The sequence below is a fragment of the Microbacterium sp. SL75 genome (assembly GCF_026625865.1).
Lineage (GTDB): Bacteria > Actinomycetota > Actinomycetes > Actinomycetales > Microbacteriaceae > Microbacterium.
In genome coordinates, this window is sequence record NZ_CP113067.1 from 3,074,151 (window position 1) to 3,086,663 (window position 12,513).

General features: G+C 70.7%; 15 protein-coding genes. 5 read left to right on the top strand and 10 right to left on the bottom strand.

All coding sequences use genetic code 11. The features are described 5' to 3' along the window. Positions 1 to 12: 12 nt before the first annotated feature. Genes OVA17_RS14615 through OVA17_RS14625 form a run of 3 tightly spaced genes read right to left on the bottom strand, consistent with a single transcriptional unit; the run spans position 13 to position 1,807 of the window. On the bottom strand, positions 13 to 768 hold the full coding sequence (locus OVA17_RS14615) for a hypothetical protein (RefSeq protein WP_267787226.1): 756 nt from the start codon (positions 766 to 768) through the stop codon (positions 13 to 15). Continuing rightward, positions 765 to 1,199, bottom strand: a complete 435-nt coding sequence (locus OVA17_RS14620) for a DUF6114 domain-containing protein (RefSeq protein WP_267787227.1) — start codon at positions 1,197 to 1,199, stop codon at positions 765 to 767. Before OVA17_RS14620 ends, OVA17_RS14615 begins: the two co-directional genes overlap by 4 nt. Positions 1,200 to 1,210: 11 nt before the next feature. Continuing rightward, complete coding sequence (locus tag OVA17_RS14625; RefSeq protein WP_210074971.1) at positions 1,211 to 1,807, bottom strand: DUF6230 family protein; 597 nt, start codon at positions 1,805 to 1,807, stop codon at positions 1,211 to 1,213. Positions 1,808 to 1,918: 111 nt separating this feature from the next. On the opposite strand from OVA17_RS14625, the gene OVA17_RS14630 reads away from it, so the two are divergent. Both OVA17_RS14630 and OVA17_RS14635 read left to right on the top strand, forming a co-directional pair. Then, positions 1,919 to 2,536 carry a TetR/AcrR family transcriptional regulator gene (locus OVA17_RS14630; protein ID WP_267787228.1) on the top strand — a complete coding sequence of 206 codons (618 nt, stop codon included), beginning with the start codon at positions 1,919 to 1,921 and terminating at the stop codon, positions 2,534 to 2,536. A gap of 135 nt (positions 2,537 to 2,671) precedes the next feature. Beyond that, positions 2,672 to 3,007: an ATP-dependent DNA ligase gene (locus OVA17_RS14635; RefSeq protein ID WP_210074975.1), complete on the top strand. Its 336-nt coding sequence runs from the start codon at positions 2,672 to 2,674 to the stop codon at positions 3,005 to 3,007. Between the two features lie 14 nt (positions 3,008 to 3,021). Here OVA17_RS14635 and OVA17_RS14640 read toward each other — a convergent pair whose 3' ends face one another. After that, complete coding sequence (locus tag OVA17_RS14640) at positions 3,022 to 4,449, bottom strand: sensor histidine kinase (RefSeq protein WP_267787229.1); 1,428 nt, start codon at positions 4,447 to 4,449, stop codon at positions 3,022 to 3,024. Continuing rightward, positions 4,446 to 5,120, bottom strand: coding sequence for a response regulator transcription factor (locus tag OVA17_RS14645; protein WP_267787230.1), 675 nt, complete (start codon positions 5,118 to 5,120; stop codon positions 4,446 to 4,448). The genes OVA17_RS14640 and OVA17_RS14645 overlap by 4 nt, the downstream gene beginning before the upstream one ends. Before the next feature lie 145 nt (positions 5,121 to 5,265). Between OVA17_RS14645 and OVA17_RS14650 the strand changes: the two genes are divergently transcribed. The 3 genes from OVA17_RS14650 to OVA17_RS14660 all read left to right on the top strand — a co-directional run bounded on the left by OVA17_RS14650 (position 5,266) and on the right by OVA17_RS14660 (position 7,476). Beyond that, a complete protein-coding gene (locus OVA17_RS14650) occupies positions 5,266 to 5,802 on the top strand; it encodes a hypothetical protein (RefSeq protein WP_267787231.1) in 537 nt (178 codons plus the stop codon). 594 nt (positions 5,803 to 6,396) lie between these two features. Beyond that, on the top strand, positions 6,397 to 6,813 hold the full coding sequence (locus tag OVA17_RS14655; protein ID WP_267787232.1) for a hypothetical protein: 417 nt from the start codon (positions 6,397 to 6,399) through the stop codon (positions 6,811 to 6,813). A gap of 159 nt (positions 6,814 to 6,972) precedes the next feature. Continuing rightward, positions 6,973 to 7,476: a DUF3145 domain-containing protein gene (locus OVA17_RS14660; protein WP_210074985.1), complete on the top strand. Its 504-nt coding sequence runs from the start codon at positions 6,973 to 6,975 to the stop codon at positions 7,474 to 7,476. 155 nt (positions 7,477 to 7,631) lie between these two features. On the opposite strand, the gene OVA17_RS14665 is transcribed toward OVA17_RS14660, so the two are convergent. The 5 genes from OVA17_RS14665 to OVA17_RS14685 all read right to left on the bottom strand — a co-directional run bounded on the left by OVA17_RS14665 (position 7,632) and on the right by OVA17_RS14685 (position 12,480). Further along, on the bottom strand, positions 7,632 to 8,870 hold the full coding sequence (locus OVA17_RS14665; RefSeq protein ID WP_267787233.1) for a beta-ketoacyl-[acyl-carrier-protein] synthase family protein: 1,239 nt from the start codon (positions 8,868 to 8,870) through the stop codon (positions 7,632 to 7,634). Positions 8,871 to 8,938: 68 nt separating this feature from the next. After that, on the bottom strand, positions 8,939 to 9,187 hold the full coding sequence (locus OVA17_RS14670) for an acyl carrier protein (RefSeq protein ID WP_022880558.1): 249 nt from the start codon (positions 9,185 to 9,187) through the stop codon (positions 8,939 to 8,941). A gap of 68 nt (positions 9,188 to 9,255) precedes the next feature. Continuing rightward, entirely contained in the window at positions 9,256 to 10,260 is a 1,005-nt protein-coding gene (locus OVA17_RS14675; protein ID WP_267787234.1) for a beta-ketoacyl-ACP synthase III, read from the bottom strand. After that, positions 10,257 to 11,177 carry an ACP S-malonyltransferase gene (locus OVA17_RS14680; protein WP_267787235.1) on the bottom strand — a complete coding sequence of 307 codons (921 nt, stop codon included), beginning with the start codon at positions 11,175 to 11,177 and terminating at the stop codon, positions 10,257 to 10,259. Before OVA17_RS14680 ends, OVA17_RS14675 begins: the two co-directional genes overlap by 4 nt. Positions 11,178 to 11,259: 82 nt before the next feature. Then, positions 11,260 to 12,480: a PucR family transcriptional regulator gene (locus tag OVA17_RS14685; RefSeq protein WP_267789411.1), complete on the bottom strand. Its 1,221-nt coding sequence runs from the start codon at positions 12,478 to 12,480 to the stop codon at positions 11,260 to 11,262. Positions 12,481 to 12,513: the final 33 nt, after the last annotated feature.

Consider the following 12,513-nt stretch of genomic DNA (forward strand, 5'->3'; position numbering starts at 1 on the left):
CCGACCCTGAGCTCACCCCGGTTCGGTGATCTTCTGGTCGGTGTTCGTGTAAACGATCGAATCGGCTGTGGTGCCGACGAGCCCCAGGGTGAGGCGCGCAAGCCCGGGTGCGATGCCGTCGGCCGGTGGAGGAGTATCGGCCCCGAGGGTGAGGGTCTTGCCGTCCGCGGTGGTGGCCGACAGCGAGTTCAGGTACACCGAGACGTGCCCTGACAACGTCATGCGGTCGGCGGTCGTGACGAGCGCTGGACCCGTCTCTCGGCGAACCGTGAGGGCGAAGCCCTCGATCGTGATCTCGTCCGCCGTCATCTTCAGCGCGGTGATACGAGTGCCGTCGGCCAGCGGCACCGTGACCACACTGATGAGGGGGATGCCGCGGAAGGACAGCGACTGGGCGCCCAGCTGTGCCGACGGCTGAGTGAACACCGGCGCGCGCTCGTCGGCGACGGCTGCCTGTGCGGGCGGCGTGGTCGAATCAGCGGAGGGGGCAGACGGCGCGGAGGTCGGGGAGTCCTCGGGCGTCGACGGCGTAGCGGGCGTCGAGGTGCCGGCACCGGGAAGCTTTGGCAGGCCCGGCACGGTGAGCCCGGGTGTCGGCGTCGGTGTCGACGTCGAGGAGGGCGCGGGTTCGCCGCACGGGAAGAGGATCGGAATGCACAACCGGGCAGGGCGAGGACCGTCGTCGGCCGAGGCCGCGGCTGCGCCGGTCGACCCGCCGAGCACCAGGATGGCAGCGGTGAGCGCAGCCGTAGCCCGGGCCCGCCTCATCGCTCGACCCCGGTGGCAGCGCTCTCCGCCTCCTCGACGGTCGGTGCCGAGGCTCGCGGCGCGGAGGCGGTCGGCGGCGCCCACGACACGGCCACGATCCCACCCACCGTGCTCACCAGCATCCCGAGCAGGAAGCCACCGAGATTGACGCCGACCAGGGAGTAGACCGCGACGGCGAGGGCGATGACACCGTAGAAGATGCGGTGTGCCGGCATCAGGACGAGCAGGATGCCGAGCAGCACCAGAACCACCGGAATCACCGTGGCCTGAAGACCCTCGATCCCGAGCTGGATGTGCAGTTGCCCGATGTCGAGCTGCCCGGAGAAGAACATCTCGACGCCGCCGAGTGCGACCAGGACGCCGCCCATGAGGGGACGGCTCCGCCGCCAGGTTCGAAAGCGCGCCGACGAGGAGAGGTCGGGGGAGGTCATGACGACTCCGATCAGAAGCAGGTCTTCGAGCCGTCGGTCAGCTCGAGCTTCATGCCGGTGAGGGTGAAGACCGAGGCCTGCGTGCTCCACGCGGTCTGCTTGAGATGTGCGATCGAGATGGTGTCGGCATCCTGAGCGAAGTCCCCCGGGGTGCCTTTGGCCGAGGTGTTGACCGTCGAGGCGTCCACGCCGATGCGGATGTTGCCGAACGAGGAGTCGCCCTGGAGGCCCGTCATACCGATCTGCAGGTCGGAGGCGGATGCCGGGGCGCCGCCACCACCCGCGGTGATCAGGACGCCCACCTTGCCCAGGGGAGTGTCGCTGACGACCGACTGACAGAGGTCGGCGAGAGTGGCCGACCGGATGTTGGCGATCGCGACGTTGTGCTGGCCTCCGGCGGTGTCGCTGGTGACGCCAGCGTATTGCGAGAAGCCGGTGCCCTCCAGCTGCGAGGCGCTGATCTGGAACTGGCTGCCCGACACGGCGAAGGACACGGGCACCGCGCCCTGGGCGACACCGGTGAGAAGAAGGCTCGCGACGGCGGCGACGGGCACGGTCGCCAGGGCGACCCGGCCGGTGCGGGAGCGGGTCAGGTTACGGAACTTCATCGATCCTCCTGCGGAAAGCGAGCCCGGCGCCGTCGCCGAGCGAAGCCAGGCTACGCCGCATTGACAGAGTGTCAATAGTTGGAGACAGCATCGCTTCGTTAGAGTTCCCTCATGTCGAGCGACCGTCGCACGCGCCTCACGCCGGATCAGAGGCGCGCCCAGCTCGTCGCCTCGGGTGTCGCGTTTCTCGCCGAGAAGCCGCTCGACGACCTCACGATGGAAGTACTCTCCGAGCGCGTCGGCGTCTCACGCGGCCTTGTCTTCCACTACTTCGGCTCGCGCCAGGGCCTGCACCGAGAGGTCGTGATCACGGCCGCGGCGGCGCTGCTGGAGGCGTCCGTCCCGCGGGAAGACCTCGACCCGCGGGAGCGGCTCGACGACACGCTCGCCCGCATCGTCGCCTTCGTTCGCGAGCACCGGGGCACCTTCTTCTCTCTCGTGCGCGGCGTCGCCTCCGGCGACCCGGAGGTGAGGAGCGAGGTCGATCGCGCTCGAGACGTGACCGCGGGCTGGGTGACCGACGGCTTCCTCGAACTCGGTTCCGGCGATTCCCCTCTGCTTCGAGTGGCCCTGCGCTCGTGGGTGAACTTCGCCGAAGAGGTGCTCGTCGAACTCGCTCTCGGCACCGAGATGCCGGCGGCGGAGATCGTCGCCTTCCTGTCGCGCTCGGCCTTCGGCGTGCTGGCGTCGGTGGTGGGAGAGCCCGCTGGGCCGACGCCACGGGCCTGATCGCCGCGGCAAATCCTCCGGCAATCCGCTCCCGCCCTCGCGACGAATGGCACAATAGAAGGGCCCCCATTGCTGCGCCCCAGCGCGGTCCCTTTGAAACACGGTTCGATTCGTCGAGCCAGAAAAGGATCTGTGATGGGACGTCTTATCTACCGTGATCGCGCGTCGTTCGACATCGACGACCGCATCCTCGCTCACCTCCGCATCGTCGTGATGAACAAGCTCCGCCGTAACGAGGGCTTCATGCTGCAACTGCCTGTCAACGAAGGCGTGCGACAGGCCAGCCTGTGGATCCACGCCTCGAACGCGCTCGTCATGCAGTTCTACGGCGGACGAGAGCCGGCGATCGATCGCGCGCTCGTCGATCAGATGATGCACGACGCCAGCGGCGCCGACGGGCTCACCCTGACCGCCGCGGGAATCGCCCCCGCGACCACGGCCCCGCACCGGCAGCCCATCGGCGGTCGATGACGGGGCTCAGGCCCTCACCCCTCGAGCGGTAGCGTCACCTCGAATCGCGCGCCGACCCCACCGTCGACGCATCTCACGTCGCCGCCGTGCGCTCGCGCGATCCCTCGCGCGATCGGCAATCCGAGACCGACCCCGCCGGATGCCGCCCGCGCGGCGTCCAAACGGACGAGACGCTCGAAGATGCGCTCGCGGTCGGCCGCCGGAACGCCCGGGCCGTCATCGGCGACGGACACCACCGCGGTCGCGCCGCGCACGGCGACAGCCACGGTCACGGTGCCGGTTCCCCCGGTTGCCCGCGCCGCGTTCTCGATGAGGTTCGACAACACCTGGGCGAGGCGGTCGGGGTCGGCGTGCACCGGCACCGCGGCATCCGGAGTCTGCGTGCGAAGGACGAGGGAGGGGTGTACGAGCGGGGCGCGGCCCACTTCGGCCTCGACGAGCGCCCGCAGGTCGAGATCCGTGCGCGAGAGCTCGAGACCGCGATCGACGCGGGCCATCGTCAGCAGGTCGTCGACGAGGCGTGAAGCCCGCGCCGCCTCGCGTGCCACGTGCGCGGCGAGCACCTCGCGCTCGGGTCCGTCGAGGTCGGCGCGCACGAGCGTGTCGGCGGCCGCCCGGATGCCGGCGACCGGCGTGCGCAACTCGTGCGCCGCGTCCGACAGGAACGCCCGCAGGCGCTGCTCGGCGTCCAGAGCGGCCCGCTCGGCGCCCACCACGTCGTCGAGCATGTCGTCGAGGGCGGTGGCGACGCGTCCGATCTCGGTATCGGAGCGGGTGGGGTGCAGACGCCGTTGGCGCTCCCCGGAGCCGATCGCGCGAGCGACGCTCGACACCTGATCGAGGGGCCTCAGGCTCCGTCGCACGACGAGGGTGACCGCGCCTGCCGCGAGCACGAGGACGCCGATCGACGACAGCGCCATGATCCATCGCACCTGAGCGAGCGTGTCGTCGACGCCCGCCACCGACGCCGTCAGGGTCAGACTCGAGCCGTCGCTGAGCGTCGAACGCAGCGTCACGAGCTCATCGTCGCCCGTGACCTCGGATGCGATGACGCTCACGTCGTTCGAGACCGTGGGCTGAGGGGTGGAACGGGCACCGGGACCGGCGCCGGGGCCTCCGGGTCCACCCGGTGGAGCTTCGCGCAACTGCTCGGGGCTGGGGCCGGCGACCACCGAGTCGCCCCCCGCGCTGTCGATGCGGACGGCGAGCCCCTGGTCGGACAATCGCTCGGCCAGGTCGGCGTCATCGACCGTTCCCACCAGGGAGGCGGCGGCCGCAGCGCGATCCCGTAAGCGCTCCTCGATCTGGCCGCGCAGGCGGGCCCCCAAGGCCACGTCGACGACGACGGCGAGCACGACCAGCAGCAGCGCCACCAGGGCCACCACCGCCACGATCGTCCGCCGGCGCAGCGATCCCGACTTCAGCGGGGGCGAGGGTCTCACCGTTCCTCGCTCAAGCGGTAGCCGAGGCCGCGCACGGTGTGGATCAGCCGCGGTCCACGCTGCTCCATCTTGCGGCGGAGCGCGCTCAGGTGCACCTCGACGAGATTGGGGTCGTAGTCCTCGTAACCCCAGACCTGGGTGAGGATCTGCGCCTTCGAGAGGGTTCGTCCGCGACTCTCGGCGAGCAGGTGCAGCAGCCGGAACTCCGTGGCCGTCAACTCGAGAGACACTCCACCGCGATGTGCCGTCGCGGCATCCGGATCGACCACCAGATCTCCCACCGACACGGTCTGCGGCAGCCTTCCGCGCCGCCGAAGCACCGCGCCGCTGCGCGCGACGAGCTCGGCCATCGTGAACGGCTTCACCACGTAGTCGTCGGCACCCTCCGCGAACCCCCGCAGGCGATCATCGACCTCGTCTCGCGCGGTCAGCATGATGACCGCCGTGTCGCCCGTGGCCCGCACGATCGGGAGCAACCGGATGCCGCTGGGCCCCGGCATCATCCAGTCGATGATCACGAGGTCGGGGCGGAACGACGCCAACCGGTCGGCGAGGTCCGTGCCGTCGGGCGCCGCCTCGGCGACGAAACCGTCGGCGCGCAGAGCCGTGGTGACGGCGACGCGGATCGTCTCGTCGTCGTCGAGGACGAGCACGCGGGCAGCGAGGGACATCCGGGCGACGATACGGTCACCGGCTGAACGGGACTTATGGCTTGCGTATGCGAACCGGGCGGGTGAGCGGGCTTCAGGTTCGCTTCAGTCCCGGCTCGAAGTCTGGTTCCAGAGCCGGTGACCGACACCGGACGGAAAGAGAACCATGAACGACGACAATCCCACCCTGCCGCTGCCGCGTCAGGAGGAGACCCGCGAACCCCGCCGCCGCTCCTGGCGCGGGCCGGCGCTCATCGCCGGCGCCGTGATCGTGGCCGCGGGCCTCACCGGCGGAACCGCTGCGCTCGCGGCGCAGAGCAACGGGACGGGCCCGCTGGCGGCCTCCTCGACCTCGGCCCCCAGCGCCGACGGCGGCTCGACGGGCCCCGGCACCAGCACTCCCGGGACGGCCCCCACCCCGGATGCCATGCCCTCGGCCCCCGCCGACGGCAGCACCCCGACGCCTCCCGCCGACGGCACCGCTCCTGCCGCCCCCGGCGGAGGCAAGGGACCGGGCGAATGCGGCCCCGGTGCGCCCAAGGGCGACGCCGCCAAGCCCGCGCCGCCCGCCGACGGCACGGCTCCCACTCCGCCCGCCGAGGGGGACAAGCCCACGCCGCCCGCACCCCCGGCCGACGGCACGGCTCCCACCCCGCCCGCCGAGGGCACCACGCCGACGCCGCCCGCCACGCCGGGCAGTTGAGCGCCACCCCGCGCTGACCGCGCGCCACGCCCTTCGCGTGCAGCGCGCGGTCAGCGCGGTGAGGCACGATCGACGGGTGGCGAGAACACGCAGGCGGCGCCGCCGCACGCCCCGGCAACGGCAGATCCGCCGACGGCGTCTGGCCTTCGGCGCCGTTGCCGCGGTGCTCGTCGGCCTGGTCGCCCTCGCGGTCGTCCCGCTCGTCTCGCTCACCACCGCGTGGAACACCGAGGCGCGTCGCGCGGCCATCGACCTCACGTCCTTCGACCCGGGCCACCTGATCGACGACGAGCAGTTCTACGACGGCGACGCACTCACCGCTGATCAAATCCAGACCTTCCTCGACGATCAGGTGGGGGAGTGTCGCAACAACGCCTGTCTGTCCGTCCTGCGCTCCGAACTGCCGGCACGAGGACCGGTCGTCTCGGATGCGACGGGCCGCACGGTCTGTGAGCTCTCCCCCGTCGTAGCCCTCGCAGACCGTGCGGCCCGTCGCATCCGAGACGACCGGTCTGCGAGGGCTACGACGGGGGAGAGCTCACGGCCGCCCAGATCATCGACCGCCTGCAGCGCGCGTGCGGTATCTCGGCGAAGGTGCTCCTGGTCACCCTGCAGAAGGAGCAGAGTCTCGTCTCGGGTCGCACCGCCCGGGCTCCCTCACCCGAACAGCTCGGAGCGGCGATGGGCGCACGATGCCCCGACACCGCCCCCTGCGACGCCGGGGCCGCCGGCTTCGGTGCACAGGTCGCCCAGGCCGCGACCGACCTGAAGTCCTACAGCGCGTCCGACTTCATGCGGCAACCGGGTACGCACTACCTCGCCTACTCGCCCGACCCCTCCTGCGGGGGTTCGGAGGTCACCATCGCGAACGCTGCCACCGCGGCCTTGTACAACTACACGCCTTATCAGCCGAACGCCGCGGCCCTGGCCGCGCGCTGGGGAGTCGGAGACTCCTGCTCCGCATACGGCAACCGCAACTTCGCGCTCTATTGGGCTCTCTGGTTCGGCTGAATCGACCCGTCGAGCACCACGGGTCGACGCGCGGGGCCCGTGGCAAAATCACAGTGTTGTGATTTCGTTATGCACGGGCAATAATTGCCGGACAACCGAACAATCGCCAGCACTCCATCACAGGTCGTAGGGGAAGACGTACCTGACGAAGGAGAAACCATGGCGATCACGTCTTCGCGCGGAGTGATCCTGATCCACTCCGCGCCCCGCGCGTTGTGCCCCCACCTCGAGTGGGCGGTGGGACGCGCTCTCGGCCGCGCGGTCAACTTCGACTGGACCGAGCAGCCCGTTCTCACGGGCAGTCGTCGCGCGGAGTTCTACTGGGAAGGCCCTGTCGGCTCCGGTGCCGCCCTTGCGAGTGCGATCCGCGGCTGGGAGCACCTCCGTTTCGAGGTGAGCGAGGACCCCACGCCCCGTAGTGACGGCGGCCGCTGGATGCACACGCCGGGACTCGGCATCCACTTCGCTCAGACCGATTCCGCGGGCAACGTCGTCATTGCCGAGGACCGCGTGCGCTACGCGATGGAGGTCGCCGCGGGCGACGCTCTCGAATTGCAACGCGAGCTCGACGTCGCCCTGGGCTCCGCCTGGGACGAAGAGCTCGAGCCCTTCCGCCATGCCGGCGACGACCAGCAGATCGTCTGGCTGCACAAGGTGGGTTGAGACCGTCGGGCGGGGGAGGCGCCACTACCGGAGGTCGGTGACCACACCCGGCACCGGGACCGCGTATCCCTCGCCTGACAAAACGAGAGCCCCCTGGCATCCCCGATTGCAGTCGGGGGGATGCCAGGGGGCTCTCGCCGTGCGGAAGACCGCGCTCAGACCGAGGCGATGGCCACGACGGCGTTGTGACCGCCGAAGCCGAAGGAGTTGCTGATCGCGAGCTGGTCGCCGGCTCCGAGCTCGACGGCCGAGCCGGACAGGGCGAACGGGACCTCGGGGTCCTGCTCGGTCAGGTTGATCGTCGGCGGGGCGACGCGATTCTGAAGCGCCAGCACCGTGAAGATCGCCTCGAGGGCACCGGTTCCACCGAGCAGGTGGCCGGTGGAGGCCTTGGTGGCCGACACCGGGATCTGATCGACACGGGCGCCGAACACGGCGCGCAGCGCCTTGTACTCGTTGGGGTCGCCGACCGGGGTCGAGGTGGCGTGGGCGTTGATGTGGGTGACGTCGTCGACCGACGCTCCCGCCATCTCGAGCGCCATGTGCACGGCTCGTGCGGCTCCGTGACCCTCGGGATCGTTGGCGGTGATGTGATACGAATCCGCCGTGACGCCGCCGCCCACGATCGAGGCGTAGATCTTCGCGCCGCGGGCCTTCGCGTGTTCCTCGGTCTCGAGGATGAGGACACCGGCGCCCTCGCCCATGACGAAGCCGTCGCGGTCGATGCTGGCCGGGCGGGACGCCGTCTCGGGGGAGTCGTTGCGCTTGGAGAGCGCCTGCATCGACGCGAACGAGGCGATCGTGATGGGGTGGATCGCCGACTCGGTGCCACCGGCGATGACCACGTCGGCCAGGCCGTCGCGGATGTGCTGCACGGCGTTCACGATCGACTCGGTGCTCGAGGCGCAGGCCGAGGCGACCGTGCGCGCGAACGCGCGGGCGTTGAAGTGCAGGGAGAGGTTGCCGGCGGCCGCGTTGGGCATGAGCATGGGCACCGTCATCGGCATGACACGCCGCGGGCCCTTCTCGCGCAGGGTGTCCCAGGCGTCGAGCAGCGTCCAGACGCCGCCGATACCGGTGGCGAAGTCGACGCCGAGACGGTCGGGGTCGATGTCGGGGGAGCCGGCGTCTTCCCAGGCCTCTTTCGCCGCCACCATCGCGAGCTGCGACGAAGGGTCGAGGCGCTTGGCGACGGGGCGCTCGAGCACGGTCTCGGGGCGCACCAGGGCCTCGGCGGCGAAGGTGACGGGCAGGTTGTACTGCTCGACCCACTCGTGCTCGAGGGAACGGGCGCCGGAGGTTCCGGCGAGCAGGGCGGACCAACTCTCGGGTGCCGTGCCGCCGATGGGCGAAGTGGCTCCGATGCCGGTGACGACGATGCGGGGTGTGCTCATGAGCGAGAAATCCTTGGTGCGGCCGACAGGTCGTGACCGGTGGGGGCCGGAGCCCCCACCGGGAGGTGTCAGGACTGGTTCGACGTGATGAAGGTCACGGCGTCGCCGACGGTCTTGAGGTTCTTGACCTCGTCGTCGGGAATGGTGACGCCGAACTTCTCCTCGGCGTTGACCACGATCGTCATCATCGAGATGGAGTCGATGTCGAGGTCGTCGGTGAAGGACTTCTCGAGCGCGACCTCGTCGGCCGAAATGCCCGTCTCGTCGGTGATGAGCTCGGCAAGGCCGGCGAGAACCTCGTCGTTGGTGAATGCCATGATGTCTCCTGTTTCTTGGGGGCGGGGCCTGTCGGGCCCCGATTAGTCTAGAGTTCGACGGCGCTGCGTCAGGGCAGCACGACGACCTGCGCGCCGAACACCAGTCCGGCTCCGAAGCCGATCTGCAGCGCGAGGCCGCCGCTGAGCTCGGGGTGTTCCTCGAGCAAGCGGTGGGTGGCGAGGGGAATGGACGCCGCAGACGTGTTGCCGGTGGTCTCGATGTCGCGACCGATCACGACGGTCTCGGGAAGACCGAGCTGCTTGGCGAACTCGTCGATGATGCGCATGTTCGCCTGGTGCGGCACAAAGGCGGCGAGGTCGGCGGGCTCGATGCCCGCGGCCTCGATGGCCTGGCGCGCGACCTTGACCATCTCCCAGACGGCCCAGCGGAAGACCGTGGGGCCCTCCTGACGCAGGGTCGGCCAGGCGGCGACCCCGTCGCGGAAGTCGGTGAGGGTGGCGTTCATGCCCACCGCATCCGCCTTCGAGCCATCCGAGCCCCAGATGGTGGGGCCGATGCCGGGGGTGTCGCTCGGGCCCACGACCACGGCGCCCGCGCCGTCGCCGAGCAGGAACGAGATGCTGCGGTCGGTGGGATCGACGACGTCGCTGAGCTTTTCGGCACCGACGACGACGACGTGCTTCGCAAGGCCCGCCCGCACGAGCGCGTCGGCCTGACCGACGCCGTACGCGAAGCCCGCGCAGGCGGCGTTGAGGTCGTACGCGGCGGCGGGGTTCGCACCGATCCGGTCGGCCACGATGGCCGAGGCGGACGGCGTCTGCTTGGGGTTGCTGATGGTCGCCACGATCACCGCATCGATGTCTTCGGGCGCCACGCCCGACTTCTCTACGGCCTCGCGCGCGGCCGTGGTGGCCAGGTCGATGGCATCCGTCTCTTTGTTCGCGCGAACGCGCGTGACGATGCCGGTGCGCTGGCGGATCCACTCGTCGCTCGAGTCGATCGGGCCGACGAGGTCGTCGTTCGGCACGAAGTTCTCGCCGCGGGCGGCGCCGTACGAGTAGATGCGCGTGTGCGCGGGGCCCTGCAGCTGGCGGAGGGTGGGGGTGCTCATGCCTGTTCTTCTTTCAGCAGGGAGACGGCCGCGTCGAGGTCGTCGGGGGTCTTGACCGCGACGGTCGGGGTGCCGCGGAGGGCGCGCTTGGCGAGCCCGGTGAGGGCGCCGGCGGGGGACATCTCGATGATGCCGGTCACGCCGTGCTCGGCGAACGACAGCATGCAGCGGTCCCAGCGCACGGGGGAGGCGACCTGAGCGACGACGAGGTCGAGGGCGCGACGTCCCTCGGCGACGACGGAGCCGTCGGAGTTCGTCCAGAGCGTCGTGCTCGGGTCAGAGACTGCGACGTCGGCGGCGGCGGCGCGGAGGGTCTCGACGGCGGGCTCCATGAAACGGGTGTGGAACGCTCCCGCGACCTGCAGCGCGATGACGCGCGCACCGCGCGGCGCCTCGGAGGCGAGCTCTGCCAACGCCGAGAGTTCACCGGCCGCCACGATCTGGCCACCGCCGTTGTAGTTGGCCGGGGTGAGGCCGAGCACGTCCAGTCGCTCGAGCACGGTCTGCTCGTCGCCGCCCACGACGGCGCTCATGCCGGTCTCGACGGCGGCGGCGGCCTCGGCCATCGCGCGGCCGCGGAGTCCGACCAGACGCAGCGCGTCGTCGTCGGAGAGCACACCGGATGCCGCCAGTGCGGCGATCTCGCCGACGGAGTGCCCCGCGACCCCGTGCACCGACGCGCCGGCGCGGTCGTTCAGCGCGGCCCACGACAGCAGGCTCGCCGCCACGATCAGCGGCTGCGCCACGCTCGTGTCGCGGATGCGATCGGCATCCCACTCGGTACCGGCGGCGATGAGATCGACGCCCGCCTGCTCGGAATAGGCGGCGAGACGCTCACGCGCCCCGTCGAGTTCGAGCCAGGGCGAAAGGAACCCGGGGGTCTGAGAGCCCTGTCCGGGGAAGACGGCGATGATCACCGTTCCATCCTGTCAAGGATCGGGCACGCGCTTCTGGAGATATCGACACAGAAATACGGCGTGTCTTTGTGCGCGCCGTGCATCAACGCGCCAGAGGCGACCGTCGGCCCACCGGACTCCGGCGGCGCGTGGCATCCGTTCCGATCGATCCGAGGATGAGCGCGGTCTGCAGGATGAGCGCCTCTCGCGGCCCGGTGGCATCCCACCCGATGACCTCCGACACGCGCTTGAGGCGGTACCGCACGGTGTTGGGATGCACGTACAGCTCGCGGGCCGTGGCCTCGAGCGAGCGGCCGTTGTCGAGGTAGCTCCACAGGGTCGCGACGAGATCGGCGCTGTGCGCGTGCAGGGGCTGATACACGCGGTCGACCAGGGTCTGCTTGGCCACGGCGTCGCCGGCGAGGGCGCGCTCGGGCAACAGGTCGTCGGCCTCGACCGGGCGCGGGGCGTGGCGCCAGGCACGGGCCACGGCGAAGCCGGCGAGGGCCGCACGAGCGCTCTGCCCCGCGTCGACCAGCGCGGGCACGGCGGGCCCGAGCACGAGATGCCCGGTGCCGAAGCCGGGCTCGAGGCGCCTCGCGATCTCGGGGAACGGCAGTTCGGCGTTCTCTTCGCCGGCGCGGGCGGGCAGGTCGGCCCGGCCGACCACGAGCACCAGGCGGGAACCCTGCACACCGATGAGCACGTCGACGCCGAGCTTGCGCGCGGTGCGCCGAACCTGGTCGACATCGAGCTGCGGGGGAGTCGTGCCCACCAGGACGGCGACTTCTCCGTGGCCGTGCCACCCGAGGGCGGCGATGCGGCTGGGGAGTTCGTCGTCGGCCTCGCCGGTGAGGATCGAGTCGACGACGAGGGCTTCGAGACGCGCATCCCAGAGCCCCCGCGCCTCGGCGGCACGCGCGTACACGTCGGCGGCGGCGAAGGCGACCTCGCGCGAATACGACAGCATCGCCTCGCGCACCTTCTCGCTGCGGCCGGCCACGCGTTCCTCCATGACCTCGACGGTCACGCGGACGAGCTGAAGCGTCTGCGTCAGGCTGACGCTGCGCAGCAGCTCACGGGGAGCGGCGGCGAAGATGTCCGCGGCGATGGCGGGAGTGGATGCCGGCTCCTCGAACCACTGCAGGAACGAGGTGATGCCCGCCTGGGCGACGAGCCCGACGGCCGATCGCCGAGCGGGGGGCATCTCGGCGTACCAGGGCAGGGTCTCTTCGAGGCGCTGGATCGTCGCCGTGGCCAGATCGCCCGAGATACGCCGGAGCCAGGTGAGGGTGTCGGCCTTCTCCTGCGCGGCGGCGGCCACCGAGCCCGCAGACCGGTCGGGTCCGGCCCCGCC